General features: G+C 72.7%; 24 protein-coding genes and 2 pseudogenes. 13 read left to right on the top strand and 13 right to left on the bottom strand.

All coding sequences use genetic code 11. The annotated features are described in order from the left end of the window. The first annotated feature begins 105 nt into the window (after positions 1-105). Together QF032_RS20515 and QF032_RS20510 are read left to right on the top strand one after the other, a co-directional pair. Positions 106-1,125: an ATP-binding cassette domain-containing protein gene (locus tag QF032_RS20515; protein WP_307044583.1), complete on the top strand. Its 1,020-nt coding sequence runs from the start codon at positions 106-108 to the stop codon at positions 1,123-1,125. Next, positions 1,122-1,970 carry an ABC transporter permease gene (locus QF032_RS20510; RefSeq protein WP_307044582.1) on the top strand — a complete coding sequence of 283 codons (849 nt, stop codon included), beginning with the start codon at positions 1,122-1,124 and terminating at the stop codon, positions 1,968-1,970. The genes QF032_RS20515 and QF032_RS20510 overlap by 4 nt, the downstream gene beginning before the upstream one ends. A 151-nt stretch (positions 1,971-2,121) precedes the next feature. Here the strand turns inward: QF032_RS20510 and QF032_RS20505 are convergent. Next, positions 2,122-2,823, bottom strand: a pseudogene (locus QF032_RS20505) (potassium channel family protein); the annotation flags it as partial. 117 nt (positions 2,824-2,940) lie between these two features. Here QF032_RS20505 and QF032_RS20500 point away from each other — a divergent pair. Next, entirely contained in the window at positions 2,941-4,071 is a 1,131-nt protein-coding gene (locus QF032_RS20500; RefSeq protein WP_307044579.1) for a potassium channel family protein, read from the top strand. Positions 4,072-4,084: 13 nt separating this feature from the next. Here the strand turns inward: QF032_RS20500 and QF032_RS20495 are convergent, their stop codons facing one another. The 5 genes from QF032_RS20495 to pdhA all read right to left on the bottom strand — a co-directional run bounded on the left by QF032_RS20495 (position 4,085) and on the right by pdhA (position 10,156). Then, a complete protein-coding gene (locus QF032_RS20495) occupies positions 4,085-5,485 on the bottom strand; it encodes a molybdopterin molybdotransferase MoeA (protein ID WP_307044577.1) in 1,401 nt (466 codons plus the stop codon). After that, positions 5,482-6,468, bottom strand: a complete 987-nt coding sequence (locus QF032_RS20490; RefSeq protein WP_307044575.1) for an NTP transferase domain-containing protein — start codon at positions 6,466-6,468, stop codon at positions 5,482-5,484. Before QF032_RS20490 ends, QF032_RS20495 begins: the two co-directional genes overlap by 4 nt. A 72-nt stretch (positions 6,469-6,540) precedes the next feature. After that, complete coding sequence (locus QF032_RS20485) at positions 6,541-8,019, bottom strand: dihydrolipoamide acetyltransferase family protein (protein ID WP_307056965.1); 1,479 nt, start codon at positions 8,017-8,019, stop codon at positions 6,541-6,543. Continuing rightward, positions 8,019-9,023 (bottom strand): alpha-ketoacid dehydrogenase subunit beta, encoded by a 1,005-nt coding sequence (locus tag QF032_RS20480; protein ID WP_306950518.1) that lies wholly within the window; start codon positions 9,021-9,023, stop codon positions 8,019-8,021. The genes QF032_RS20485 and QF032_RS20480 overlap by 1 nt, the downstream gene beginning before the upstream one ends. Further along, the gene (gene pdhA / locus QF032_RS20475; protein WP_307044570.1) at positions 9,023-10,156 is read right to left on the bottom strand and encodes a pyruvate dehydrogenase (acetyl-transferring) E1 component subunit alpha; all 1,134 of its coding nucleotides are present in this window, start codon (positions 10,154-10,156) and stop codon (positions 9,023-9,025) included. The genes QF032_RS20480 and pdhA overlap by 1 nt, the downstream gene beginning before the upstream one ends. Positions 10,157-10,346: 190 nt before the next feature. Between pdhA and QF032_RS20470 the strand changes: the two genes are divergently transcribed. After that, entirely contained in the window at positions 10,347-10,985 is a 639-nt protein-coding gene (locus tag QF032_RS20470; protein WP_307060318.1) for an Lrp/AsnC family transcriptional regulator, read from the top strand. A gap of 24 nt (positions 10,986-11,009) precedes the next feature. On the opposite strand, the gene QF032_RS20465 is transcribed toward QF032_RS20470, so the two are convergent. Together QF032_RS20465 and QF032_RS20460 are read right to left on the bottom strand one after the other, a co-directional pair. Then, positions 11,010-11,600, bottom strand: a complete 591-nt coding sequence (locus tag QF032_RS20465; RefSeq protein ID WP_307056963.1) for a TetR/AcrR family transcriptional regulator — start codon at positions 11,598-11,600, stop codon at positions 11,010-11,012. Further along, positions 11,597-13,111 carry a 3-hydroxyacyl-CoA dehydrogenase gene (locus tag QF032_RS20460; RefSeq protein WP_307056961.1) on the bottom strand — a complete coding sequence of 505 codons (1,515 nt, stop codon included), beginning with the start codon at positions 13,109-13,111 and terminating at the stop codon, positions 11,597-11,599. Before QF032_RS20460 ends, QF032_RS20465 begins: the two co-directional genes overlap by 4 nt. Positions 13,112-13,270: 159 nt before the next feature. Here QF032_RS20460 and paaN point away from each other — a divergent pair, with 159 nt between their 5' ends. From paaN to QF032_RS20445, 3 genes and pseudogenes are all read left to right on the top strand, one after another. Beyond that, positions 13,271-14,965, top strand: a complete 1,695-nt coding sequence (gene paaN, locus QF032_RS20455) for a phenylacetic acid degradation protein PaaN (protein WP_307044565.1) — start codon at positions 13,271-13,273, stop codon at positions 14,963-14,965. A gap of 205 nt (positions 14,966-15,170) precedes the next feature. Further along, positions 15,171-15,584: an SgcJ/EcaC family oxidoreductase gene (locus QF032_RS20450; protein WP_373430359.1), complete on the top strand. Its 414-nt coding sequence runs from the start codon at positions 15,171-15,173 to the stop codon at positions 15,582-15,584. A gap of 130 nt (positions 15,585-15,714) precedes the next feature. Beyond that, positions 15,715-15,967: pseudogene (locus tag QF032_RS20445) on the top strand (IS982 family transposase); the annotation flags it as partial. 14 nt (positions 15,968-15,981) lie between these two features. Here QF032_RS20445 and QF032_RS20440 read toward each other — a convergent pair. The 3 genes from QF032_RS20440 to QF032_RS20430 form a co-directional block, all read right to left on the bottom strand. Continuing rightward, positions 15,982-16,782 carry a TrmH family RNA methyltransferase gene (locus QF032_RS20440; protein WP_307056958.1) on the bottom strand — a complete coding sequence of 267 codons (801 nt, stop codon included), beginning with the start codon at positions 16,780-16,782 and terminating at the stop codon, positions 15,982-15,984. A 118-nt stretch (positions 16,783-16,900) separates the two neighbouring features. Continuing rightward, positions 16,901-18,187, bottom strand: coding sequence for an HTTM domain-containing protein (locus tag QF032_RS20435; RefSeq protein WP_307056956.1), 1,287 nt, complete (start codon positions 18,185-18,187; stop codon positions 16,901-16,903). Continuing rightward, complete coding sequence (locus QF032_RS20430) at positions 18,184-19,104, bottom strand: DUF5819 family protein (RefSeq protein ID WP_307056954.1); 921 nt, start codon at positions 19,102-19,104, stop codon at positions 18,184-18,186. The genes QF032_RS20435 and QF032_RS20430 overlap by 4 nt, the downstream gene beginning before the upstream one ends. 543 nt (positions 19,105-19,647) lie before the next feature. Here QF032_RS20430 and paaA point away from each other — a divergent pair. The 6 genes from paaA to QF032_RS20400 all read left to right on the top strand — a co-directional run bounded on the left by paaA (position 19,648) and on the right by QF032_RS20400 (position 24,634). Further along, positions 19,648-20,676, top strand: a complete 1,029-nt coding sequence (paaA, locus tag QF032_RS20425; RefSeq protein WP_307056952.1) for a 1,2-phenylacetyl-CoA epoxidase subunit PaaA — start codon at positions 19,648-19,650, stop codon at positions 20,674-20,676. Then, complete coding sequence (gene paaB / locus QF032_RS20420; protein ID WP_307044554.1) at positions 20,673-20,960, top strand: 1,2-phenylacetyl-CoA epoxidase subunit PaaB; 288 nt, start codon at positions 20,673-20,675, stop codon at positions 20,958-20,960. Before paaA ends, paaB begins: the two co-directional genes overlap by 4 nt. 113 nt (positions 20,961-21,073) lie before the next feature. Continuing rightward, positions 21,074-21,742 (top strand): 1,2-phenylacetyl-CoA epoxidase subunit PaaC, encoded by a 669-nt coding sequence (gene paaC / locus QF032_RS20415; RefSeq protein ID WP_307050198.1) that lies wholly within the window; start codon positions 21,074-21,076, stop codon positions 21,740-21,742. Continuing rightward, positions 21,739-22,281 (top strand): 1,2-phenylacetyl-CoA epoxidase subunit PaaD, encoded by a 543-nt coding sequence (paaD, locus tag QF032_RS20410; protein WP_307044552.1) that lies wholly within the window; start codon positions 21,739-21,741, stop codon positions 22,279-22,281. The genes paaC and paaD overlap by 4 nt, the downstream gene beginning before the upstream one ends. Next, positions 22,281-23,342 (top strand): 2Fe-2S iron-sulfur cluster-binding protein, encoded by a 1,062-nt coding sequence (locus tag QF032_RS20405; protein ID WP_307056950.1) that lies wholly within the window; start codon positions 22,281-22,283, stop codon positions 23,340-23,342. The genes paaD and QF032_RS20405 overlap by 1 nt, the downstream gene beginning before the upstream one ends. Before the next feature lie 119 nt (positions 23,343-23,461). Then, positions 23,462-24,634: an acyl-CoA dehydrogenase family protein gene (locus QF032_RS20400; RefSeq protein ID WP_307056948.1), complete on the top strand. Its 1,173-nt coding sequence runs from the start codon at positions 23,462-23,464 to the stop codon at positions 24,632-24,634. A 40-nt stretch (positions 24,635-24,674) separates the two neighbouring features. On the opposite strand, the gene QF032_RS20395 is transcribed toward QF032_RS20400, so the two are convergent. Both QF032_RS20395 and QF032_RS20390 read right to left on the bottom strand, forming a co-directional pair. Next, a complete protein-coding gene (locus QF032_RS20395; RefSeq protein WP_306956014.1) occupies positions 24,675-25,004 on the bottom strand; it encodes a rhodanese-like domain-containing protein in 330 nt (109 codons plus the stop codon). A gap of 43 nt (positions 25,005-25,047) precedes the next feature. Beyond that, on the bottom strand, positions 25,048-25,845 hold the full coding sequence (locus QF032_RS20390; protein WP_057578079.1) for a J domain-containing protein: 798 nt from the start codon (positions 25,843-25,845) through the stop codon (positions 25,048-25,050). Positions 25,846-26,001: the final 156 nt, after the last annotated feature.

Raw genomic sequence — 26,001 nt, 5'->3', positions numbered from 1 at the left:
CCTGCGGACAGGGGGCTCCGGCGAAAAACCCACATGCGATCAGCGATGAGTTCCGGCGAAGGTAAAGGTCTCCCCATGCGTAGCCGAGTACGCGGAAGGAACCCCATGAGCGATCACACCGCCGGCCTGGCGATCGAGACCGCGGGCCTGGTGAAGACGTTCGGCGAGACCAGGGCGGTGGACGGCGTCGACCTCGCCGTGCCCACCGGCACGGTCTACGGCGTCCTCGGCCCGAACGGCGCCGGCAAGACCACCACCGTCAAGATGCTGGCCACCCTGCTGCGGCCCGACGGCGGTGAGGCCCGGATCTTCGGCCACGACGTCGTCCGGGAGGCCGACGAGGTACGTGGCCGGGTCAGCCTCACCGGCCAGTACGCCTCCGTCGACGAGGACCTCACCGGCACCGAGAACCTGGTGCTCCTCGGGCGGCTCCTCGGACACGGCAAGAAGGCGGCCCGGGAACGGTCCGCCCAGCTCCTGGCGGCCTTCGGGCTCGCGGAGGCCGCCGCGAAGCAGGTCAAGCACTACTCGGGCGGCATGCGGCGGCGCATCGACATCGCCGCCTCCATCCTCAGCACGCCCGACCTGCTCTTCCTCGACGAGCCGACCACCGGACTCGACCCGCGCAGCCGCAACCAGGTCTGGGACATCGTGCGGGCGGTGGTCGCCCAGGGCACCACCGTGCTGCTGACCACGCAGTACCTCGACGAGGCCGACCAGCTGGCGTCCCGGATCGCCGTCATCGACCGGGGCCGGGTCATCGCCGAGGGCACCAAGGGCGAACTGAAGGCGTCCGTCGGCGCCGGCTCCGTCCATCTGCGGCTGCGGGACGCCGGCCAGCGGGCGACGGCCGAGCAGGTGCTGCGGCTGACCCTGGACGCCGACGTCCAGCCCGAGCCGGACCCCGTGGCGCTGACCGCCCGGCTGAGCGCCGCCGCACAGGACGGCGCCGCCGAACAGGCCGCCCGGGCCCTCGGCGAACTCGCCCGGGCCGGCGTCACCGTCGACAACTTCTCACTGGGCCAGCCCAGCCTGGACGAGGTGTTCCTCGCCCTCACCGGACACGACACACAGGCCGACGACACCGACAGCCGGGCGGCCCGGGAAGGCGAGGAGGCGGCATGAGCACCACGACCACCACGGACGTCCAGGACCTCGCGCCGGTCAGCGCCGAGTCGCTGGCCGCCCTGCTCGTGATGAAGGAGCGGCCGCCGCGCCCGAGCGCCCTGTCCGCCTCCCTGACCTTCGGCTGGCGGGCCGTCCTCAAGATCAAACACGTCCCGGAACAACTCTTCGACGTGACCGCGTTCCCGATCATGATGGTGCTGATGTACACGTACCTCTTCGGGGGCGCCCTGGCCGGCTCCCCGGAGGAGTACATCCAGTTCCTGCTGCCGGGCATCCTGGTGATGTCGGTCGTGATGATCACGATGTACACAGGCGTCTCGGTGAACACCGACATCGAGAAGGGCGTCTTCGACCGGTTCCGGTCGCTGCCGATCTGGCGGCCGTCGACGATGGTCGGCTATCTGCTCGGCGACGCCCTGCGCTACGCGATCGCCTCCGTGGTGATGCTCACCGTGGGCATCGTGCTCGGCTACCGGCCGAACGGCGGGGTCGCGGGGGTCGTCGCCGGGATCGCCCTGCTGATCGTCTTCTCGTTCGCGTTCTCGTGGATCTGGACGATGTTCGGGCTGCTGCTGCGCACCGAGAAGTCGGTGATGGGCGTCAGCATGATGGTGATCTTCCCGCTCACCTTCCTGTCCAACGTGTTCGTCGACCCGCACACCATGCCGGGATGGCTGCAGGCGTTCGTCAACAACAGCCCGGTCACCCATCTCGCCTCGGCGGTGCGCGGCCTGATGGCGGGTGACTGGCCGGGCGCCGAGATCGCCTGGACGCTGGGCTGGGCAGGACTGTTCGTGCTGGTCTTCGGGCCGGTCACGATGCGGCTCTACAACCGCAAGTAGCGCGACCTACCCGGAGCCGGTCGCAGCGCCGGCCCCGGCGCCGGGGCGTCCCGCCGCACCGAAGCCGGCGACCCCTGGACCCCGCGGCCCCGCCCCCCCTGGGCCCCGCAGCCCACAGCCGCGCGACCGCCGCGCCTCCCGCCGGCCCGCCTCAGGCCGGCGGGAGCGGCGGGACGCCCGGCATGCCCGGCGTCCCGAGCGGGGCCCGGTCCGGGCCCGGGCCGATCCGCACGATCGCGACCAGCCGGTCCGTCGGCTCCAGCACCCCGATCGCCGGATCGTCGTAGGCGAGCACCCGGTGGCCGCGGACGACGCTCACCACCAGGTCGGCCGTCTCCCGCGGACCCCGGCCGACCTCGGCCTTGGTCACGGGCCGTTCCACGAGGTCGAGCCCGTCGCCCTGCCGGATGAGGTCCTCCATGACGCTGCCCGCCGCCGGGCTGAGCACGGACAGGCCGAGCAGCCGACCGGCCGCGCCGGCACTGGTGATGACCTCGTCCGCGCCGGACTGCCGGAGCAGCGGCGCGTTCTCCTCCTCGCGGACCGCCGCCACGATCTTCGCCCCGGGATTGAGCTGCCGGGCCGTCAGCGCCACCAGCACGGCCGTGTCGTCGCGCTGGGTCGCGATGACGATGCGCCCCGCCCGCTGCACCTCCGCCCGCCGCAGCACGTCGCTGCGCGTGGCGTCGCCGACGACGCCCTCGTAGCCCTCGGCCCGGGCCGCGTCGATCGCCTTCGCGCTCGGGTCGATCACCACGACCTGCTCCTTGCGCAGCCCGGAGGCGCAGGCCGTCCGGATCGCGGACCGCCCCTTCGTTCCGAAGCCGACGACGACAGTGTGGTCGCGCAAGGAGACCTCCGGGATCATGGACATCTGCGGGCTCATGGACACGTGTTGCAGCATGACGGGCACCGGCCCGCCGGGAACCATGGTGCCCACCGTTCGGATCACCATCACAGGGGGCACGGGTTGAAGGACCACGAACGACCGCCGGCACGTCCGGTCAGACTGTCCCTCTTCAGGTCCCTCTGGTACCGCTCACACACCGAAGCCCGGGACGACGCCGAGGCGGGCCGCTCCATCACGATGCCCGTACGGATCGGCGCACCCCCGCTGCTGCAGGTGCTGCGCCGCCTCAGCATCGCCCTGCTGGTGCTCGCGATCACCACCCTGATCGTCTACGCCGACCACGACGGCTACAACGACAACTCGGACGGCTCCGTAAGCCTCCTGGACGCCGCGTACTACGCCACCGTCACGCTCTCCACCACCGGCTACGGCGACATCACCCCGGTCAGCGACACGGCCCGGCTCATCAACATCCTCCTCATCACCCCGCTGCGCGTCCTGTTCCTGATCATCCTGGTCGGCACCACCCTGGAGGTGCTCACCGAACGCACCCGGCAGCAGGTCCGCATCCACCGCTGGCGGGTCCGCACCAGCGGCCACATCGTGGTCGTCGGCTATGGCACCAAGGGCCGTCACGCGGTGCAGACGCTGGTCGGGAAAGGCATCTCCAAGGACCAGATCGTGATCGTGGACGCACAGCGCAAGTCCGCGCTCGCGGCCGGCGACGACGGACTGGTGTCGGTGACGGGGGACGCCACCCGCTCGGAGACCTTGGTGAAGGCCGAGGTCCAGAACGCCTCCCGGGTGATCGTGGCCCCCCAGCGCGACGAGACCGCGGCCCTCGTCACCCTGACCGCCCGCCAGCTCAACCGGCGCGCCACGATCGTCGTCGCCGCCCGCGAGGACGAGAACGTGCCGCTGCTCAAGCAGAGCGGCGCGGACACCGTGGTCACCAGCTCCAGCTCCGCCGGCCGACTGCTCGGCGTGTCGATCGTCAGCCCGACCGTGGCTCAGACGCTGGAGAACCTGATGACCCTCGGCAGCGGCCTGGACCTCATCGAGCGCCCGGTCTCCAGGGCAGAGGTGGGAGAGGAGCCGCGCTCCTGCGCGGACCTGATCGTGGCCGTCGTCCGGGGCAAGCAGTTCCTGGACTACGCCGACCCCCGGCTGGCCCGTCTCCAGTCGGGAGACCGTGTGATCACCGTCAGCCGGGCCGCCCCGGCCGCCGACGAACAGGAGAGTTTCACGTGAAACACCGCCTGTTTCACGTGAAACAGGCACCGACCCCGGCCGTTGCCCACGGCAGGTCGAGGAGTTCGGCCTCCTGACCTGCCCGCGCACCCCCCGGCGGCACGACGGCGAGGGCATCGGCCGCCGCGATGCCGCGCAGCATGGCCGGCCCGTTGTAGTGCAGCGGCACGGCGTGGTCGCCCCGCAGGGACACCGGCACGAGCCGGGTGTCATGCGGATGCCCGTGCACCGTGTCCCGCAACGGCAGTGCGTACGGCTCGGGCGCAGGGCGGGCGGCCAGGGCCCGCAACAGCGGCTCCGCCAGCGTGAGCAGGCCGGAAACGGCGGCGAGGGGGTTGCCGGGCAGACCGACGAGGTGCTGGTCGTCCTTGGTGCGGGCCAGCAGCATGGGGTGGCCGGGGCGCACCTTAACGCCGTCGACGAGGAGTTCGGCGTCGATTCGGCGCAGTGTGGGGTGCACATGGTCGACGGGTCCCGCGGCGGTGCCTCCGGTGGTGACGATCAGGTCGGCGCCCGAGCCGGTGACCGCCTTGTGCAGGGCTTTCGCGTCGTCGCCGAGTCTGCGCACGGCGATGACGTCGGCGCCGAGCCCCCGCAGCCACGGGGGCAGCATCGGGCCGAGCGCGTCCCGGATGAGTCCGTCGCGCGGGCGGCCCTCGGCAAGCAGTTCGTCGCCGAGGACGAGCACCTCGACCCGGGGCCGGGGGACGGCGGTCAGCGTGTCGTATCCGGCGGCCGCGGCGAGACCGAGCACGGCCGGCGTCACCACCGCTCCGGCGAGCAGCAGCTGGTCCCCGCTGCGGCACTCCTGGCCCCGCGGCCGGATGTCCTGGCCGTGCTGCATCTCGCGGGTCGGGTGCAGCCGGTCGTTGGCGTCGGTGCGGCCGTGCTCGCTGCGCAGCACCGCGGTGGTGTCCGGGGGGATCCGGGCACCGGTGGCGATCCGGACGGCCTCGCCGTCGGCGAGGGGCGCGGGGGACGCGCTTCCGGCCAGCACGCCCTCGTCCCGGACGTGCCAGGGACCGGGACCGGCGACCGCCCACCCGTCCATCGCCGAGGTGTCGAACGAGGGCAGGTCGGTGAGGGCGGTCAGCGGGGCGGCGAGGACGAGGCCGAGGGCGTCGCCGAGGGTCACCGAGACGGGGGCGCGGCGGGCAGCCCGGGACCGTGCCGCCCGGGCGGCGATCGCGCGGGCCTCGGGCCAGGCGGTCGCCCGGTGACGGTGCTCCTGCGCGGCGGCCCGACGGCCCGTCTCCGGGGTGTGCGACGGCGGGGCGGCCTCGCTCGCACGCCGTCCCGGACCGTGGTCGCCGGTCGGGCGGGCGGGGCTGTTGCCGTCTTTCACGAGGGCGAGCGCCTCCTCGACGTCGAGGTCCTCGGCGTCGAGTCCCTGTCCCGTGCCGCCGGGGGTCATCCGGCGTCCGGTCGGGAGCGGGCGGGTTCCGTGCCCGTGGTGTCGGCGCCGGTGGTTTCCGTGCCGGTGGTTTCCGTGCCGGCGGGTTCTGTGCCGGAGGGTTCTGTGCTGGTCGGTTCGGCGGTTCGGTCCTGCTCGGCCTCCGCCTCCTGGGCCCAGCGCAGCGCGAGCGCGGCGGCCTTGCGGGCGGCTTCGGCGACGGCCTCGGGTCCCCCCTGGGCCCGCGCGGCCGCGTAGCCGACCAGGAAGGTGGTCAGCGGGGCCGCGGGCCGGGCCACCCCGTGCGCGGCGTCCCGCGCGAGGTCGAGCAGGAGGCCGGTGTCGACGTCGAGGTCGATGCCCAGTTCGTCCTTGACTGCGGAGATCCATTCGTCCAACACGTGGCCATGCTCCCTGATCCGTGCCCTGGCGGAGGCGATGTCGTCCCAGGTGTCGCAGTCGAACGACGCGACGGGGTCGGGGACGCGGGTGAGTTCGAGCCCGGCGGTCAGCCGGCGCAGGGGCAGCCCGGTGAGGCCGCCCCGGTCCGCGGTGAGCACCGCCAGTTCGCGGCGCAGCGCCGCCGTACGGTACGCGGCGACGAGCGGCTGGTCACGGCCGTCGCCGTCGGTGAGCAGCACGCCCTCGCCCGGTCCGGCGCGCAGGGCGGCCAGCAGCCGCCGCACGGTGTCCGCGGTGAGGAACGGCAGATCGGCGGAGAGGACGAGGACGTCGTCCGCCGCGGTGTGGCGCAGCCCGGCGTCGAGCGCGGCGACGGGACCCGCCCCGGGCGGGTCCTCGCGCGCCCAACGCACCGGCCGGGCGGTGGGGCGGGGCTCGGCGACGACGACGGTGGCGCGCGCGTCGGCACAGGCTCCGAGCACCCGGTCCAGCAGCGCGCGCCCACCCACCCGCACACCCGGTTTGTCGGCGCCGCCCAGCCTGCGGGCGCCGCCGCCGGCCAGCACGACGGCGTCGTAGACGGCGGACTCGTTCGAGGTCACCCCACGAGTATGCGGTCCGCTCCGGGCATCCGGTCCCTCTGGATCACCGGGAGCGCACGGGCCCGTCCGGGCTCACAGCTTGCGCAGCAGCACCGCCGGCTGCTCCACGCAGTCCGCCACGTGGCGCAGGAAACCGCCCGCCGTGCCTCCGTCGCACACCCGGTGGTCGAAGGTGAGCGAGAGCTGGACGACCTGACGCACGGCCAGTTCGCCCTCGTGCACCCATGGCTTGGGCACGATCCGGCCGACGCCGAGCATGGCCGCCTCGGGGTGGTTCACGATCGGCGTGGATCCGTCGACGCCGAACACGCCGTAGTTGTTCAGCGTGAAGGTGCCGCCGGTCAGGTCGCCCGGAGTCAGACGTCCGGCACGGCCGGCCTCGGTGAGCCGGGCGAACTCCGCGGTGAGGCCCTCGGCGTCGCGGGCGTGCGCGTCGCGGACGACCGGGACGACGAGTCCGCGCTCGGTCTGCGCGGCGAATCCGAGATGGACGTGGTCGAACCGGACGATCTCGCGGGCCTCCGTGTCGACGCTGGAGTTGAGCTCGGGGAACCGGGCCAGGGCCGCGGTGCAGATCCGGGCGAGCAGCGCGAGGAGCGAGATCTTCGGTCCGCCGGCCGCGTTCATGGCGGCGCGGGCGCGCATCAGTTCCGTCGCGTCGGCGTCCACCCAGCAGGTGGCGTCGGGGATCTCGCGCCGGCTGCGGGAGAGTTTGTCGGCGACGGCGCCCCGGACGCCCTTGAGGGGGATGCGGCGGCCGTCGGCGGCGGCGCCCGGAACGGGCGTCACGACGGTGTCCGGCTCGGGCCGCGCGGCCCGGGAGCCGACCGGTGCGGCAGAAGCGCGCAGGGCGTTCTCCACATCGGCCCGCAGGATCAGCCCCTCGGGTCCGGAACCGGTGAGCTGTCGCAGATCCAGGCCGTTCTCCCGCGCGAGGCGCCGCACCAGCGGAGAGATCACGGGGACGGGGCCGTCGGACGCCGTGTGCGGTGCGCCGACGGCACCGGCCTCGACCGGCGCGCCCGCGGGAGCCGGAGCGGCGTCGGTCAGGGCGCGCGGCACCGCCGCCGGAACCCTATCCGTCGCGGCCCGGGCGGGGGCGTGCGCCGCCTCCGCGGCGGCGGCCGGCCCGGTCGCCGCGGACGCGGTCGGCGAAGCCGGCTGGACCGGCCGTACCCGCCTGCGCCGTGCCGGGGCCTCGGACGTGCCGTACCCCACCAGCACGTTGCCCGAGCCCTCGGCCGGCCCGTCCGGCCCACCCCGTCCGGCCGGGCCGGCGGGTCCGAGCGCGTCGCCGGACGCGGGGGCGCCGACCGCGACCGTGATCAGCGGCGCGCCGACGGGCAGTTCCGTGCCCTCCTCGCCGAAGCGGGCCGTGACCACGCCGCCGTAGGGGCAGGGCACCTCGACCATCGCCTTGGCCGTCTCGACCTCGACGACCGGCTGGTCGACGGCGACCACGTCGCCGACCTGGACCAGCCAACGGACGATCTCCGCCTCGGTGAGCCCTTCTCCGAGGTCGGGCAGCTTGAACTCCAGCACCTGTGCCATCAGTTCCCGGCCTCCCACTGCAGCCGCGCCACGGCGTCCAGGATGCGGTCGACGCCGGGCAGGTGGTGGCGCTCCAGCATCGGCGGCGGATACGGCAGGTCGAACCCGGCGACGCGCAGCACCGGCGCCTCCAGGTGGTGGAAGCAGCGCTCGGTGACGCGGGCCGCGATCTCTCCGCCCGGGCCGCCGAAGGAGCCCGACTCGTGGACGACGACCGCGCGGCCGGTGCGCCGCACCGACGCGGCGACCGTCTCGTCGTCGAAGGGCACCAGGGAGCGCAGATCGACGACCTCGAGGTCCCAGCCCTCGGCCCGCGCCGCCTCGGCGGCCTCGAGGCAGACCGGCACCGACGGCCCGTACGTGATCAGGGTCGCGCTGCGGCCCGGCCGCCGTACGACCGCGCGGCCGATCGGCTCGACGGACTGCGGTTCCTGCGGGTTCCAGGAGTCCTTGGACCAGTACAGGCGCTTGGGTTCGAGGAAGACGACCGGGTCGTCGGAGGCGATGGCGGCGCGCAGCAGACCGTAGGCGTCGGCGACCGTGGCGGGCGTGACGACGTGCAGGCCCGGGGTCGCGATGTAGTACGCCTCGGAGGAGTCGCTGTGGTGCTCGACGCCGCCGATGCCGCCGCCGTAGGGCACGCGGACGGTGATCGGCAGCGGCATCCGGCCGCGGGTGCGGTTGCGCATGCGCGCGACATGGCTGATGAGCTGCTCGAACGCCGGATAGGCGAAGGCGTCGAACTGCATCTCCACGACCGGGCGCAGCCCGTACATGGCCATGCCGACGGCGGTGCCGAGGATGCCGGCCTCGGCGAGCGGGGTGTCCGTGCAGCGGTCCTCGCCGAACTCCTTCGCGAGCCCGTCGGTGACCCGGAAGACCCCGCCGAGGGCGCCCACGTCCTCGCCCAGGACGTGCACGGTCGGGTCGGCGGCCATCGCGTCACGGAGCGCACGCGTCAGGGCCTGCGCCATGGTGGCGGGCTTGAGGGCGACCGTCGTCATCAGTGCGCGCCTTCCTGCTCGGCCTCGAGCTCGGCCCGCAGGAGCGCCTGCTGCTCGCGCAGCTGCGGGGTGGGTTCGGCGTACACGTGGGAGAACAGGTCCATCGGGTCGAGGACCGCGTCCTGGTTCATCCGGGCGCGCAGGTCGGCGGCCATCTCCTCGGCGGCCTCCCGCACGGTGCGCCGCGTGTCCTCGTCGAGCAGCCCGCGCGCGTTCATTTCACGCTCGAGCAGCTCGATCGGGTCGTGCTCACGCCAGGTCTCGACCTCGGCGTCGGCGCGGTAGCGGGTGGCGTCGTCGGCGTTGGTGTGCGCGTCGATGCGGTACGTCACCGCCTCCACGAGGGTCGGGCCGCCGCCTTCGCGCGCGCGGCGCACGGCGTCGGCCAGCACCTCGTGCACGGCTGCCGCGTCGTTGCCGTCGACCAGCCGGCCCGGCATGCCGTATCCGACGGCCTTGTGGGCCAGCGACGGGGCGGCGGTCTGCTTGGCGAGCGGCACGGAGATCGCGAAGCCGTTGTTCTGCACGAGGAAGACGACCGGCGCCTGCCAGACGGCGGCGAAGTTCAGCGCCTCGTGGAAGTCGCCCTCGCTGGTGCCGCCGTCGCCCACCAGGGCGAGCGCGACCACGTCGTCGCCCTTGAGGCGGGCGGCGTGCGCGAGGCCCACGGCGTGCGGGAGCTGGGTGGCGAGCGGGGTGCACAGCGGCGCCACCCGGTGCTCGTGGGGGTCGTAGCCGGTGTGCCAGTCGCCGCGCAGCAGGGTGAGGGCCTCGACGGGGTCCACCCCGCGTGCGACGACGGCGAGGGTGTCGCGGTAGCTGGGGAAGAGCCAGTCCCGCTCCTGCAGGACGAGCGCGGCGGCGACCTCGCACGCCTCCTGGCCGGTGCTGGACGGGTAGACGGCGAGCCTGCCCTGCTTGGTGAGGGCGGTGGCCTGGACGTTGTACCGGCGACCACGCACCAGCTGCGCGTACAGCCGGCGCAGCAGCTCCGGGTCGGCCTGTGCGGCCGCCTCGGTGCCGAGAACGCGGTACGGCTCCGCGTCGGGCAGCAGCGGCGCGGGATCGGTACGGGGCTGCCAGGCCGGCGGCGGAGTCGGCCGGTACGCGCCCCGCTGCTCCATGACCGTCATGACGGCACCTCCTCGGAGGAGTGGCTACGGGCGGCGCGTCGGTTGTGATGCGCCTCACCTACCGATTGTTCGGTCGTCGGCACATTTTGGCTACAGGGCCCCTCAGGCTGTGGACAAACGGTTCTCCACAGCCTGAGATGGGTGCAGTACGTCCATACGGGAGAGGCGGGGGGACATGGCACCTGAACAAATGGCCGAAGGGCCGGATCCCGGTGCCGCGCTTCCGCCGGGCGGTTCCGGGTCGGGCAGCCCTCAGCCGCCGGGCGGTTCCGCACCGGGCAGCCCCCAGGCGTCGGCCGGCCCCCAGGCGTCGGCCGGCCCCCAGCCGTCCGTCGGCGCCGGTTCTCCGCCGTCGGCCGGGGCCGGGGTCCCGCTGCCGCCGCCGCGTCCGCTCGACGCCATCGACCAGGACATCCTGCAGATGCTCCAGGCGGACGGCCGCGCCTCCATACGCTCGGTCGCCGAACGGGTCCACGTCTCCCGGGCCAACGCCTACGCGCGGATCAACCGGCTCATCGAGGACGGTGTCATCCGCGGCTTCGGCGCCCGCGTCGACCACGAGCGAGCGGGCCAGGGCACGAGCGCCTACATCACCCTGACGATCGTGCAGAACTCCTGGCGGACCGTGCGCGAGCAGCTCAGACGGCTGCCCGGCGCCTCTCACATCGCGCTCGTCGGGGGCGACTTCGACGTCCTGCTCCTGGTGCACACACCCGACAACCGGGCGCTGCGCGAGGTGGTCCTCACCCGTCTCCAGGCCATCCCCGAGGTGCTCAGCACACGCACCCTGCTGGTGTTCGAGGAGGAGGACCTGGAGCCCCAGGGCTGAGGCCTGGCCAGGACTGAGCCCGCCCTAGCGGGCCGTGCGCAGCCCCTCGAAGACGAGCCGCACCACCGCGTCCGCCACCTCGCTCTCGACCATCCCCCGGCCGCCGGGCCGGTACCACTCGACGATCGAGTTGATCATCCCGAAGACCAGGCGGGTCGCGAGCCGCACCTCCATGTCGCCGCGCACGTCGCCCTCGGCCGCGGCCGCCCTCAGCAGCTCGGCGACCCGGTGGTCGAAGTCCCGGCGCCGCTCCAGGGCCCACCGCTCGGTGTCGGTGTTGCCGCGCACCCGCAGCAGCAGCGTCACGTACGGCAGTTCGCCGATGAGCACCTCGACCATGCGCCGCACGACGTACTCGAGGCGCTCCGAGGCGTGCCCCCCGCGCGCGTGCTCCTCGTCGAGGATCCCGAACAGTCCGTCCAGCGCGCGGCTGACGGCACGCCGCAGCAGTTCCTCCTTGCCGGCGACGTGATGGTAGATCGACGACTTGGAGATGCCGGCCGCTCTGGAGAGGTGCTCCATGGAGGTGCCGTCGTAGCCGCGCTCGTTGAAGACCTGGACGGCGACGGAGAGCAGGCTCTCCGGGGTGTACGTGTCGCGCTTGGCGGTGGTCACGAGGCGCCCTCCCGCTTCTCGGTGGCATAGGAGTGCCGGTAGAGCGCGAGGGACGGCGCGTAACGCCCGGAGGGGTCGCGTTCGTGGAGGTCGTCGAGGAGGGCGCAGGCCCAGGTGCGGCCGAGCCGGCGGCTCCACTCGAAGGGGCCGAGGGGGTAGTTCACGCCGAGGCGCATCGCGGTGTCGACGTCCTCCTCGGTGGCGACGCCCTTGGCGACCGCGTCGTGCGCGAGGTCGACGATCCGGGCGACCGTACGGGCGACGATCATGCCGGGGACGTCCCCGATGACGCTGACGTCCTTGCCGAGCGCCTGGAACAGGCCGACGGCCTCGTTCATGGTCTGCGGAGAGGTGTCCTGGGAGGAGGCCAGGGCGACGCGGGTGGCCTTGCGGTAGTCCAGGGCGAGGTCGAAGTAGACGACGTCGCGGAACTCCACGGAGGTCTGGCCGTCGGCGAGGGCGAGCTGGCCGCCGCCGGGCAGCACCAGGCGGGTGCCGTGGTCCTCGTCCTCCTCGCGGACCTGGATGCCCGCCTCCCGGATCAGCGCGAGCAGCTCCGACGCGGGGCCCAGGTTGCCCTCGGCGACGACGTACGCGGGCGGCCGGGCCTTCTCCGCGGTGTGCGGCTCGGCCGGCTCGGCGCCCTCCCGGTAGTCGTACCAGCCCTGGCCGCTCTTGCGGCCGAGGCGGCCCGACTCGACCAGGCGCCGCTGGGCCAGCGAGGGCGTGAAGCGCACGTCCTGGAAGAAGGACTGCCACACGGAGTGCGTGACCGACTCGTTGACGTCCTGGCCGATCAGGTCGGTCAGTTCGAAAGCGCCCATCCGGAAGCCGCCCGACTCGCGCAGGACCGCGTCGATGGTGGCCGGGTCGGCGCCCTGCGCCTCGTAGACGGCGAACGCCTCGGCGTAGAAGGGCCGGGCGATGCGGTTGACGATGAACCCGGGGGTGTCGGCGCAGGCCACCGGCGTCTTCCCCCAGGCGCGGGCGGTCTCGTACGCGCGCGTGGCGGAGGTGACGTCGGTGGCGTACCCGGAGACGACCTCGACCAGCGGCAGCAGCGGCGCCGGGTTGAAGAAGTGCAGCCCGACGAAGCGCCCCGGGTTGCGCAGGGCGCCCGCGACCGCGGTCACCGACAGGGAGGAGGTGTTGGTGGCGAGCAGGCAGTCCTCGCCGACCACGTCCTCCAGCTGGCGGAACAGCTCCTGCTTGACGTCCAGCCGCTCGACGACGGCCTCCACGACGAGGGAGCAGTCCGCGAGGTCGGCGACGCCCTCCGCGGGCCGCAGCCGGGCGCGTGCCTCGTCCCGGTCCGCGGCGGCTAGACGGTCCTTCTCGACGAGCCGGTCCAGGCGGGCGGCGATCGCGGCGGCCGCCTCGCGGGCACGGCCGGGAACGGCGTCGTACAGCCGCACGGGGTGTCCCGCGACCAGGGCGACCTGGGCGATGCCCTGGCCCATGGTGCCGGTGCCGACGACGGCGACGGCGCTGCTGGGGTCGAGTCCTGTCATGTGCGCGATCCTCCCGCACGGGGATTTCCACAGATGCGGCAGGCCCCCTTGTCCCGACCGATCGTTCGGTTACTCTAGCCGTGACTGGCTGTTCCTGCCCAGGTTTCCGCCAGGTCATGAGCTCGACGGAGAGTTCTCAAGACGAGGAGTTGGTCCCGCATGGCCGCCGCCGAACCGACCGCGCACGCTCTGATCGCCCAGCACCGGCCCACCCTCGACCAGGCCCTGGAAGCGATCCGCACACGCGCGTACTGGTCCCCCCACCCGGAACACCCCAAGGCCTACGGGGAGAACGGCAGCCTGGACGCGGCAGCCGGAAAGGCCGCCTTCGACGCCGTCCTGAACACCCGCCTCGACCTCGGCCAGCCCGGCACCGACGGCTGGGTGGGCGGCGAGGTCTCGCCGTACGGCCCCGAACTCGGCGTGTCCTACCCGCACGCGGACGTGGACACGCTGCTGCCCGCGATGCGCGCCGGACAGCGCGCCTGGCGGGACGCGGGCGCGGAGATCCGCGCGGTGGTCTGCCTGGAGATCCTCAAGCGGATCAGCGACCGCACCCACGAGTTCGCGCACGCCGTCATGCACACGTCCGGACAGGCCTTCATGATGGCTTTCCAGGCCGGCGGCCCGCACGCCCAGGACCGCGGCCTGGAAGCCGTGGCCTACGCCTACGCCGAGCAGGTCCGCACCCCCGGCACGGCGGAGTGGAGCAAGCCCCAGGGCAAGCGCGACCCGCTCGCGATGACCAAGAGCTTCACCCCCGTCCCGCGCGGGGTCGCCCTGCTCATCGGCTGCAACACCTTCCCGACGTGGAACGGCTACCCGGGCCTGTTCGCCTCGCTGGCCACCGGCAACGCGGTCCTGGTCAAGCCCCACCCGCGCGCGGTGCTGCCGCTCGCGCTGACCGTGGGCGTCGCGCGCGAGGTGCTCGCCGCGGCCGGCTTCGACCCGAACCTGGTCGCGCTGGCCGCCGAGCGCCCCGGCGAGGGCATCGCCAAGACACTGGCCACCCGCCCCGAGATCCGGATCGTCGACTACACCGGCTCGACCGCCTTCGGCGACTGGCTGGAGGCCAACGCCCGCCAGGCGCAGGTCTACACCGAGAAGGCCGGCGTCAACACGGTGCTCGTGGAGTCCACCGCGAACTACCGGGGCATGCTCGCCAACCTGGCGTTCTCGCTGTCCCTGTACAGCGGCCAGATGTGCACCACCCCGCAGAACCTGCTGATCCCCCGGGACGGCATCCGCACCGACGAGGGCCCGAAGACCTACGACGAGGTCGTCGCCGACCTCGCCCGCTCGGTCGACGGTCTCCTCGGCGACGACGCACGCGCGAACGCCCTGCTCGGCGCGATCGTCAACCCCGACGTCAAGGCCCGTCTGGAAGCCGCGGCGGGCCTCGGCGAGGTCGCCCTCGCCTCCCGCGAGATCGCCAACCCGGAGTTCCCGGACGCGATCGTGCGCACCCCGGTGATCGTCAAGCTGGACGGAGCCAAGCCGGACGACGAGGCCGCCTACATGAGCGAGTGCTTCGGCCCCGTCTCCTTCGCCGTCGCGGTCGACTCCGCGGCCGACGCGGTGGACCTGCTGCGGCGCACCGTGCGGGAGAAGGGCGCGATGACGGTCGGCGCGTACACCACCGACGACCAGGTCGAGCAGGCGGTCCAGGAGGTCTGTCTGGACGAGGCCGCCCAGCTCTCCCTGAACCTCACCGGCGGCGTCTACGTCAACCAGACGGCCGCGTTCTCCGACTTCCACGGCTCGGGCGGCAACCCGGCGGCCAACGCGGCCCTCACCGACGGCGCCTTCGTCGCGAACCGCTTCCGCGTCGTCGAGGTCCGCCGGGACGCCTAGAAGCCCGGACGGGAAACCAGGACCTGCCCTGGCAGGCGCTCGGGGCGCCCCCTGGCAACACCGGGGGCGCTACGGGGCCGAGGCTCCCTGGATGATCGATTCCAAGGGGGTCGGTGGACGTCAAGTGGACACCCTCACCGAATGCGCGCAGCCGATCCCTTGGACCGATAACTCTCTTGATCTCAACTGTGCTTGAGGTTGCAGCATGGTCCACATGACCACGGAATCCACGGCGTACGCCGCAGACATCGAAGCCGTCAAGCAGGTCGTTGCCACCGTTGAGCACTCTCAGCAGCACAAGGACCCCGACGAATTCCTCGCCCTCTTCCACCCCGACGCGGTCTGGACGACGGCCCACGGCAAGGTCCTCATCGGTCTCGACGCGATCTCGGAGTTCACCCGCAAGGTGCTCCCCGCGGCCAACTGGGACGGCAAGGTCAGCTATGAGGTGGTCCATGTGCTCTTCATCCGCCCCGATGTCGCGGCGGTCAAGGTTCGTCAGCGCTACCTGAGTTCGGACGACGAGAGCGAGGGCGCCCCGCTGTATGTGATGACCAAGCAGGACGACGGCCGCTGGCTGCTGACCGCCTGCCAGAACACCGGGGTCGTCGCCGACTGATCAATTCGGACGGATTGGCTGCGCGCACGCGGCGAGGGTGTCCAACGTCGGTGTGTGAAGCCAGAGTCGGACACCTCGCAACCGCACACCATGTGAAGACCGACGACCTGCTGAAGGCGTCTCCGTATCTCGCCCAATGCGGCCGGCCCACAAAGGGGGGCCGGAACGGCCCGGAGCCCCCCTGTTCAAACCGTTGCGACAGGTCATCGAGTCGGTCAACGAGACCTTCAAGGGCCAACTCGACCTCGCACAGCACCGAGGGCGCACGCCCGGCGGCGTGATGGCCCGCGTCATGCAGCGCATCCTCGCGCTGACCGCCGCGATCTGCACAACGACCACACCGACAGCCCGTCCTACGCTCACTGACCGCCCACGACCACTGAGCCCCTGGAATCGATCATCTAGGGGATCCCTGGAGGTAGTGCGATGCGCCCCCGGCGGCGCTCCAGTGGTACAGCGTCATGGCCACACTGGTCGCGAGGTTGTAGCTGGAGACCTGGGGGCGCATCGGCAGGGCGAGCAGACGGCCGGCCCGCGCGCGCAGTTCGGGGGAGAGTCCGCTGCGCTCCGAGCCGAACGCGAGGAGGGCGTCGTCCGGGAGCTCCACGCCCCGGATGTCGTCCCCCTCCGGGTCGAGCGCGAACACCGGGCCGGCCGGCAGCTCGTCGACCGTCAGCCGCTCCACGGCCGTCGCGAAGTGCAGCCCCGCGCCGCCGCGCACGACGGTCGGATGCCACGGGTCGAGCGTGCCGGTGGTGACCACCCCGGTCGCCCCGAATCCGGCCGCGAGCCGGATCACCGCCCCCGCGTTGCCCAGGTTGCGCGGGTTGTCCAGCACCACGACCGGGGTGGTGCGGGACGCCTGCCGGAGCCGGTCCAGATGGGCCTCGCGCGAGGGCCGGACGGCCAGGGCGGCGACCGCGGTCGGATGCGGACGCGGCACCAGGGAGGCGTACGTCGCCTCCGTGACCTCCGTCAGCAGCCCGTCCAGCGCCGCACGCACGTCGGGAGCGAGTTCCCCGGCCAGGGCGAGCGCGGCCCGCCGGTCGACGGCGACCGCCACCGGGACCTCCGCGCCGAAGCGCACGGCGTGCTTGAGGGCGTGGAAGCCGTCGAGCAGCACAGCGCCGTCGGCGAGCCGGCGCCACCTGCCGAGCGGGTCGAGCGGGTCGAGACCTGCGGTCACGGGGTCGGGCATGCGGTGAACCCTACGTGGGCCCACACGGCGCAAGACCTGCGCCGCAACCACCTGGCGCGCCCCCTGCCGTGCCACGTGGCCAACGCGTGGGCCCCTGCGCGCCGCGCCCGTGTGGGCCCTACGCGCGCGTGCCCGGCGTGGAAGCCGATGGTGCGTGCTCGGAGTCCGGGCCGTCCGGTTGGTCCAGGGCGTCCGGTCGGCCCGGGTCCCCCGACGCCCGCGGCTCGGCCTCCTCCGTCCGCGCGCCGTCGGCGCCCGGCTGCCCGCGGTCCGGGAGCAGCGCCTCACGCGCGCGTGCCGCCCATCCGCCGACCCGGTGCAGAAACGGCGTCGGCAGGAAGACGGAGTCCGTCGCGATCATCGCAAGCGAGAAGAACGGCAGGCCGAGCAGGACCGCGATCACCGTGTGCTCCGCGATCATCAGCGCCAGCAGCACGTTCTTCAGCCGCCGGTTGAACAGGGTGAACGGGAAGGCCACCTGCACGATGACGGTCCCGTACGTCGCGAGCAGGACCATCGTGCCGCTGGCGGCCAGCAGATCGGCGAGCGCGGGCCAGGGCGAGAAGTAGTCCAGGTGCAGGGGGTAGTAGGCGGCGGTGCCGTCCTGCCAGCGCGAGCCCTGGATCTTGTACCAGCCGGCCGTCGCGTAGATCAGACAGGCCTCGACCATGATCACGACCAGGGCGCCGTTGTGCAGGACGTTGCCGATCACGTCGAGCAGGATCCGCGGCTGCGCCGACCTCCCGAAGCGTCCGGCGACCCACCACAGACCCTGCGCGGCCCACGCCGCCCACAGCAGCGCGGGAATGGTCCACTCACTGTGGAATCGGTCCGCCACCGTCACCGTGACCAGCACGATCCCCGACGCCGCCCACAGGACGGGACCGACCCGGTCCGTGACCCGTTCACCCCGCGCGCGTGCCTCCTGCTCACGCGGCGCCCGCCGGGCGTCCAGCGACCACACCTGACCGCAGCGCATGAACATCAGGTAGATCGACATCAGGTGCAGGACGTTGTCGCCGCCGTCGCCCATGAAGACGCTGCGGTTCTGCAGCGAGAGCACGCCGACCATGAACAGCACCGACATCGCGCGCGTCCGCCAGCCCAGCAGCAGCAGCGCGGCGGCGACCAGCGCGAGCGCGTACACGGCCTCGAACCAGGCCTGGCCTGGCGACCACATCAGGACGGTGAACGCGCCGTTGCTGTCGATCAGCTGCCGGGCGAGCTCCCAGTCCCACGGACCGTCGGGGCCGTACAGCTCCTGGCGGTGCGGGAACTCCCGCAGCAGGAACAGCAGCCAGGTACCGCTGAAGCCGATCCGGACCACGGCGCTCTGATACGGCCCGAGCGCCGACTCGGTGAGACGGGCGATGGCGGCGGACACCGAGAGGGAGAACCGGTTCACCTCGTGCCTCCCCCGGTCGCGCCGTCCGGCACGGACCACCAGGACAGCACGCGGTACACCGGACTCGTCGACACCTTGTCGGTGCTCCACTTCGGAGGGGGCACATTGGTGGTCCGCGAGCGGACCTGCACCCGCTCCACGACACCGCCTTCGTCGACCGCGCCGCGCTCCAGCCGCATCACCACGATCCGGCGCAGATACGTCTCGGCGAGGGCGCCGCGCAGGCCGACCGGCCGGGCGGAGCTGTCGTGCGTGGCGGTGAAGAAGTCCCAGGCGCGGCGCAACTCGTTCTGCTGCGTATGACTCGGCACCAGGTTGCCGTCGATGTTCCGGCCGTCCTGCGCGGACAGGTCGTACCAGCCCGTGGTCCGCGACCCGCCGTCCCCGCCGCGGATCTGGGCCCGCACCTGGACGGCGATGTTCTGCTGCAACGGATTCGGCGCGAACAGCTTCCAGTTCTGTTCGAACTCCGGGTAGATCCAGTCGTCGATCGCCTCGCCGTGCGCCTTCGTGACGGTGTTCGACGGCGCGACGTGCAGGAACACCATCCCGACGTGCACGCACACGGCGACCGCGACGACGGCCAGCGCCAGCGCGGCGCCCACCTGGTAACGCGGCGAAAGCGCGGCCACACCGGTACGGGGCGGGAGGTGACGGAACGCTGTCGCGGAGTCGAGCTCCGGGCCGGGTTCCGGTCCGGGGCCGGGTCCGGGGCCGGGGCCGGGGCCGGGGCCCGTGGGAAGGCCTGGGTCCGGGCTGGATTCGGAGTCCCGGTCGGCGTCCGGGCCGAGGTCGGGGTCAGCGTCCGGGCCTAGGTCGGGGTCGGCGTCGGCACCGAGGCCGGAGGTCGGCTCGTCGGCGGCCGCCGCACTTCGGACCGACTCGGAGCCCCGGAGTTCGGCGCGCGGCGCGGGCACGGCGCCTTTGACCAGCGACGACTCCGCCTCCGGCCCGCCTGACGAAGTCGCCCCGCCCGAGGGGTCCGCCCCGCCCGGCGTGTGCCGGAGGCCGGAAGGGTCCGCCCCGCCCGATGTGTACGGCCCGGCTGAGGAACCAGGGCCGTCCGGCAGGGCCGCCGCACCCTCCGACAGGCCCGGTCCCTCCGCCGAGGTCGGTCCGCCTGACGTGTCCGCCCGCCGTGGAGCGCCTGAGCCTCCGTCGTACGCGTCCATTCCGCCCCGTTCCCCGATACCGGTCCTCTTCGCGCGCTGCGTCGCGCAATCGCGAACGGTACCCAGCCTCACCCGTCCGGCCCAGCCCTCCCCCGCAGTGCCCGGACCCCGGCCGGGCGGCGGGGCGGATCCTCCGCAGAGAACGCCCGCAGGTTATCCACAGCGGTTGACACCATACGACGGCCGTCCCACCATGGAATCGCACGGACCGAACGATCGGTCGGGAGAAGGCTCGGGCAGAGCCGAGGCCACGGCGCGCAGCCGAGGCCCGAGGTCAAGGGGGACCGCATGGCGACAGCAGCCGCCCACCAGACGGCCCGCACGGAGGAAGACGCCTCGCGGCAAGGCGGCGGGGCGTCCGACGACACGGCGCTCGAGGCGTACGAGCGCCTCTTCGACGCCACCGTGGCCGCGGACGAACGCATCGAGCCACGCGACTGGATGCCCGACGCCTACCGGGCGACGCTGGTACGTCAGATCGCCCAGCACGCCCACTCCGAGATCATCGGCATGCAGCCGGAGGCCAACTGGATCACCCGCGCCCCCTCCCTGCGCCGCAAGGCCATCCTCATGGCGAAGGTCCAGGACGAGGCGGGCCACGGGCTCTACCTCTACAGCGCGGCCGAAACCCTCGGCGCCAGCCGCGACGACCTCCTCGACAAACTCCACACCGGCCGCCAGAAGTACTCGTCGATCTTCAACTACCCCACGCTGACCTGGGCGGACGTCGGCGCGATCGGCTGGCTGGTGGACGGCGCGGCGATCACCAACCAGGTCCCCCTGTGCCGCTGCTCCTACGGCCCGTACGCGCGCGCGATGGTCCGCGTGTGCAAGGAGGAGTCCTTCCACCAGCGCCAGGGGTACGAGCTGCTGCTCGCCCTGAGCCGCGGCACCGAGGAGCAGCACGCGATGGCGCAGGACGCCGTCGACCGCTGGTGGTGGCCGTCGCTCATGATGTTCGGCCCGCCCGACGACGAGTCCGCGCACTCCGCGCAGTCGATGGCCTGGAAGATCAAACGCCACTCCAACGACGAACTGCGCCGGCGCTTCGTCGACATCTGCGTCCCCCAGGCCGAGTCGCTCGGCCTCACCCTCCCGGACCCGGACCTGAAGTGGAACGAGGAACGCGGGCACTACGACTTCGGTCCCATCGACTGGACCGAGTTCAAGGAAGTCCTCAAGGGCAACGGCCCCTGCAACGAGCAGCGCATCACCCAACGCAGGCGCGCCCACGACGAGGGCGCGTGGGTACGGGAGGCGGCCGCGGCCCACGCGGCCAAACGCCTTCCCCGGACGACGGAAGCGGAGCAGGCATGACCCACACCGACTGGCCCCTGTGGGAGGTCTTCGTGCGCTCCCGGCGCGGCCTCTCCCACACCCACGCCGGCAGCCTGCACGCGCCGGACGCGGAGTTCGCCCTGCGCAACGCCCGCGACCTGTACACCCGGCGCGGTGAGGGCGTCTCGATCTGGGTCGTGCCGTCCTCGGCGGTCACCGCGTCCTCGCCCGACGAGAAGGACCCGTTCTTCGAACCGTCCGCCGACAAGCCGTACCGGCACCCGACGTTCTACGAGATCCCGGAGGGGGTGAAGCACCTGTGACCACGTCCGAAACCACGACCGCGCACGTCCACGGCGACGTCGGCACCCGCAACGACACCGCCGCCACCGACGCCGACACGCGCACCGCCGCCCTCGCCCTCGGGGACGACGCCCTGGTGCTCTCCCACCGCCTGGGGGAGTGGATGGGCCACGCGCCCGTACTGGAGGAGGAGGTCGCCCTCGCCAACATCGCGCTCGACCTGCTCGGCCAGGCCAGGATCCTGCTCTCGATGGCCGGCGACGAGGACGAGCTGGCCTACCTGCGCGAGGAACGCGCCTTCCGCAACGTCCAGTTGGTCGAACAGCCCAACGGCGACTTCGCCCACACCATCGCCCGCCAGCTGTACTTCTCCACCTACCAGCATCTGCTGTACGCGCAACTGGCAGCCGGGACCAGCCCGTTCGCCGGCCTCGCGGCGAAGGCCGTCAAGGAGGTCGCCTACCACCGCGACCACGCCGAACAGTGGACCCTGCGCCTCGGCGACGGCACCGACGTCAGCCACGAACGGATGCAGCGTGCGTGCACGGCGCTGTGGCGTTTCACCGGAGAGATGTTCCACCCCGTGCACGGCCTCGAGCTCGACCGGGCAGGCCTGGAATCGGCCTGGCTGGAGTCGGTGCGGGAGGTACTGGGGCGGGCCGGCCTGAGCGTCCCGGAGGGGGCGCGCACCGGTGCCTGGAGCGCCGGCGCCGGCCGCGAGGGACTGCACACCGAGCCCTTCGGGCCGATGCTCGCCGAGATGCAGCACCTGCACCGCAGCCACCCGGGGGCGTCGTGGTGACGACGGCCACCGCGCTGGAGGCGGAACTCCTCGAGATCGCCGGTTCGGTCCCCGACCCCGAGCTCCCGGTGCTCACCCTCCAGGAGCTGGGCGTCGTACGCGCCGTCCACGTCCACGGCGCGGGCACCGTCGAGGTCGAACTGACCCCCACGTACACCGGCTGTCCGGCCGTCGAGGCCATGGCCCTGGACATCCGACGCACGCTGCACGAACACGGCATGCGTGAGGTGACGGTGCGCACCGTCCTCACGCCCGCCTGGTCCACCGACGACATCACCGCCGAAGGACGTCGCAAACTCCGGGAGTTCGGCATAGCCCCGCCCCGCGCCGTGCGCGAGCAGGGACCCGTACCCCTGGCGCTCGGGCCGACCCGTGCCCTCCGGGCTCCGGCCGCGACCTCCGAACCGGAACCGGTGCACTGCCCCCACTGCGGCTCCGCCGACACCGAACTGCTCAGCCGGTTCTCCTCCACCGCGTGCAAGGCGCTGCGCCGCTGCCTGGCCTGCCGCGAACCCTTCGACCACTTCAAGGAGTTGTGATGGCCCGCTTCCACCGGCTCCCCGTGGCCGCGGTGGACCGGCTGACCGACGACTCCGTCGCCCTCACGCTCTCCGTCCCCGACGAGCTGCGCGAGGAGTACCGGCACACGCCCGGACAGCACCTCGCCCTGCGCCGCCTGGCCGACGGAGCCGAGATCCGGCGGACGTACTCGATCTGCTCGCCCGCGCCCGACGCCGCCGGCGAGGGACCGGCCACGCTCCGCGTGGGCGTGCGACTGGTCGAGGGCGGAGCGTTCTCCACCTATGCGCTGAAAGAGATCAACGTCGGGGACGAACTCGAGGTGATGACGCCGGCCGGGCGGTTCACCCTCGCCCCGGCCCCCGGCCTCTACGCCGCGATCGTCGGCGGCAGCGGCATCACACCGGTCCTGTCGATCGTCTCCACCCTGCTGGCCCGCGAGCCCCGCGCCCGGTTCTGCCTGATCCGCAGCGACCGCACGGCCGCCTCGACGATGTTCCTGGAGGAGGTCGCCGACCTGAAGGACCGGTACCCGGAGCGACTGCACCTGGTCACGGTTCTCTCCCGCGAGGAACAGCAGGCGGGGCTGCCCTCCGGACGACTGGACCAGGACCGGCTGACCACCCTGCTGCCGGCGCTGCTGCCGGTGACGGACGTGGCGGGATGGTTCCTGTGCGGCCCGTACGGACTGGTGCAGGGCGCCGAACGGACACTGAGAGAGCTCGGGGTCGGCCGCACCCGGATCCACGAGGAGATCTTCCACGTGGACGGCGCGGCGCCCACCGTGCACCCGACCGCGCCCGCGCACGCCACCGTGACCGCCCGTCTCGACGGCCGGGGCGGCAACTGGCCGGTGCGCGACGGCGAGTCGGTCCTGGAGACCGTGCTGCGCAACCGGCCCGACGCGCCCTACGCCTGCAAGGGCGGAGTGTGCGGGACCTGCCGGGCCTTCCTCGTCGGCGGCGAGGTGCGCATGGACCGCAACTTCGCACTGGAGCCGGAGGAGACGGAGGCCGGCTATGTGCTGGCGTGCCAGTCGCATCCGCTGACCGAGGCGGTGGAGGTGGACTTCGACCGCTGAGCCGCGGGGCCTCTCGGGCCCCGGCTGCTGTTCCCTTCTCCTGGAACCTGTTCTATCTTGACGCTCCGTCAGATCTGGCAGCCCCTGTCAGATCGGCTGACCCGTCGGGAGGACCGGCCGTGGACTTCACCTTGACCGAGGAGCAGCAGGCCGCGGCCGAGGCGGCCCGCGGGGTCTTCGCCGGGGTCGCCCCCGACGGCGTGCCGAGCCCCGCGCTCACCCAGGGCGCCGCCGTCGCCGACGACCTCGACCGCGACCTGTGGAACAAGCTCGCCGCGGCAGGCCTGCTGAGCCTGCTGCTCGACGAGACGTCCGGCGGGGCAGGCCTGGACGCGGTCGCCCTGTGCCTGGTTCTGCGCGAGGCGGGCGCAGTGCTCGCGCGAGTACCGCTGCTCGAGAACAGCGCGGCCGCCGCGACCGTACAGGCCTACGGTGGACCGGAGCTGAGGGCCGCCCTGCTCGCCCGCGCCGGCCGGGGCGAGACCGTGCTGACCGTCGCCGCGAGCGGCCGCACCGGCCACGACGCCGCCGAACTCGCCGTCACCGCCCGCCAGGACGACCCGGACGGCGCGCCCGCCAACGACGCCGGAAGCGGCGGAACCTGGGTGCTGGACGGCGTACAGACAGCCGTGCCCTGGGCCTACGAGGCCGACCACATCCTCGTACCGGCACACACCGCCGACGGGCGCAGCGTCCTCGCCGTGGTCGCTCGCGGACAGGAGGGCGTCGCACTCGCCCCGCAGTTCTCCACCACCGGCGAGCGGCTCGCGCAACTGCGGCTGGAGTCCGCGCGGATCCCGGGCCGCGACGTCATCACCGCCGACGGCGCCTGGGACTGGCTTCGGTCGCTGCTGGCCACCGGCACCTGCGCGCTGGCCCTCGGCCTCGGCGACCGCGTCCTGGCCATGACCAGCGACTACGCCGGCAAACGCGAGCAGTTCGGGCACCCGATCGCCAGCTTCCAGGCGGTCGCCGTCCAGGCTGCCGACCGCTACATCGACCTGCGCGCGATGGAGGTCACCCTGTGGCAGGCCGCCTGGCGGATCGCCTCGGGAACACCCGGCGCACTGCCCGCCTCCGGAGACGTCGCCCTGGCCAAGATCTGGGCCTCGGAGGGCGTACGCCGGATCGTGCAGACCGCCCAGCACCTGCACGGAGGCTTCGGCGCCGACGTCGACTACCCCCTGCACCGCTACCACGCCTGGGCGAAACACCTGGAGCTCTCACTCGGCCCGGCCGCGGCCCACGAGGAGGCCCTGGGCGACCTCCTGGCCGCCCACCCTCTCGCCTGACCGCTACACGACGAGTGCGCCGAGAGCCCGGAAACGCCGGCTACAGGACGAAACCCTGCTCGCCCTCGTCGGTGACGACCGGACGTCCCACGGCCGCCCACACCTGCATGCCGCCGTCCACGTTCACCGCGTCGATGCCCTGCTGCACGAGATACATGGTCACCTGCGCCGAACGGCCGCCGGAACGGCAGATGACATGCACCCGCCCATCCTGGGGGGCGGCCTCGGTCAGCTCGCCGTAACGGGCCACGAACTCGCTGATGGGAATGTGCAGCGCCCCCTCGGCATGACCCGCCTGCCACTCGTCGTCCTCCCGGACGTCCACCAGGAAGTCGTCGTCCTTGAGGTCCCCGACCTCGACCGTGGGCACACCAGCTCCGAAACTCATGCCCCGACGCTACCCGCAACCGGATCTAGCCGACCAGCTCGGCCAGCTCGTCCTCACGGGCGGCGACATCGGCGAGCAGCTTCTCGGCGATCTCGTCCAGAAGGGTGTCGGGGTCGTCCGGAGCCATCCGCAGCATCGAGCCGATCGCACTGTCCTCCAGCTCCCTGGCCACCAGCGTCAGCATCTCCTTGCGCTGGGCCAGCCACTCGAGACGGGCGTAGAGCTCCTCGCTGGGGCTCGGGCTGCGCTCGGCCGGCGCCGGGCCGGCCGCCCACTCCTCCGCCAGCTCACGCAACAGCACCTCGTCACCACGGGCGTACGCCGCGTTCACGCGAGTGATGAACTCCTCACGCCGGGCCCGCTCCGCGTCCTCCTGCGCCAGATCCGGGTGCGCCTTGCGAGCCAGCTCGCGGTACAGCTTGCGGGCCTCCTCGCTGGGCCGCACCCGCTCCGGAGGCCGGACCGACCGGTCCGTCAGCATCGCCGCGGCCTCCGGGAACAGTCCCTCGCCGTCCATCCAGCCGTGGAACAGTTCCTCGACCCCCGGCATCGGCAGCACCCGGGCGCGGGCCTCTGCGGCCTTGCGCAGATCCTCGGGGTCGCCGGTACGGGCGGCACGGGCCTCGGCGATCTGCGCGTCCAACTCGTCGAGCCGGGCGTACATCGGGCCGAGTTTCTGGTGGTGGAGCCGCGAGAAGTTCTCGACCTCGACGCGGAAGGTCTCCACCGCGATCTCGAACTCGATCAACGCCTGCTCGGCGGCCCGCACGGCCTGCTCCAGCCGCGCCTCGGGCCGGGGCTGCTCAGCTTCGGGGGTCGTCACCCGACCAGCCTAGGCCAAGCCCCACGGAGCGTCGGCGCACACCGACCACGAAGAACCACCGCCGGCGTCCTGGCGGGGTCCCCTCCCCCGAAGCACTAAGCACGAAGCACGAAACACGAAACACTCCACGATGCCGTGCCCCACCGCACTGTGCCG

Source organism: Streptomyces achromogenes, from assembly GCF_030816715.1.
Taxonomy (GTDB): domain Bacteria; phylum Actinomycetota; class Actinomycetes; order Streptomycetales; family Streptomycetaceae; genus Streptomyces; species Streptomyces achromogenes_A.
This window is presented reverse-complemented; position numbering and strand designations above follow the sequence as displayed.

Excerpts from the sequence above, each read along its gene's own strand:
- QF032_RS20515 (WP_307044583.1), top strand. The coding sequence starts at position 106 with ATGAGCGATCACACCGCCGGCCTGGCGATCGAGACCGCGGGCCTGGTG.
- QF032_RS20510 (WP_307044582.1), top strand. The coding sequence starts at position 1,122 with ATGAGCACCACGACCACCACGGACGTCCAGGACCTCGCGCCGGTCAGC.
- QF032_RS20495 (WP_307044577.1), bottom strand. The coding sequence starts at position 5,485 with ATGACCCCCGGCGGCACGGGACAGGGACTCGACGCCGAGGACCTCGAC.
- QF032_RS20485 (WP_307056965.1), bottom strand. The coding sequence starts at position 8,019 with ATGGCACAGGTGCTGGAGTTCAAGCTGCCCGACCTCGGAGAAGGGCTC.
- QF032_RS20480 (WP_306950518.1), bottom strand. The coding sequence starts at position 9,023 with ATGACGACGGTCGCCCTCAAGCCCGCCACCATGGCGCAGGCCCTGACG.
- pdhA (WP_307044570.1), bottom strand. The coding sequence starts at position 10,156 with ATGACGGTCATGGAGCAGCGGGGCGCGTACCGGCCGACTCCGCCGCCG.
- QF032_RS20470 (WP_307060318.1), top strand. The coding sequence starts at position 10,347 with ATGGCCGAAGGGCCGGATCCCGGTGCCGCGCTTCCGCCGGGCGGTTCC.
- QF032_RS20460 (WP_307056961.1), bottom strand. The coding sequence starts at position 13,111 with ATGACAGGACTCGACCCCAGCAGCGCCGTCGCCGTCGTCGGCACCGGC.
- paaN (WP_307044565.1), top strand. The coding sequence starts at position 13,271 with ATGGCCGCCGCCGAACCGACCGCGCACGCTCTGATCGCCCAGCACCGG.
- QF032_RS20450 (WP_373430359.1), top strand. The coding sequence starts at position 15,171 with ATGGTCCACATGACCACGGAATCCACGGCGTACGCCGCAGACATCGAA.
- QF032_RS20440 (WP_307056958.1), bottom strand. The coding sequence starts at position 16,782 with ATGCCCGACCCCGTGACCGCAGGTCTCGACCCGCTCGACCCGCTCGGC.
- paaA (WP_307056952.1), top strand. The coding sequence starts at position 19,648 with ATGGCGACAGCAGCCGCCCACCAGACGGCCCGCACGGAGGAAGACGCC.
- paaB (WP_307044554.1), top strand. The coding sequence starts at position 20,673 with ATGACCCACACCGACTGGCCCCTGTGGGAGGTCTTCGTGCGCTCCCGG.
- QF032_RS20405 (WP_307056950.1), top strand. The coding sequence starts at position 22,281 with ATGGCCCGCTTCCACCGGCTCCCCGTGGCCGCGGTGGACCGGCTGACC.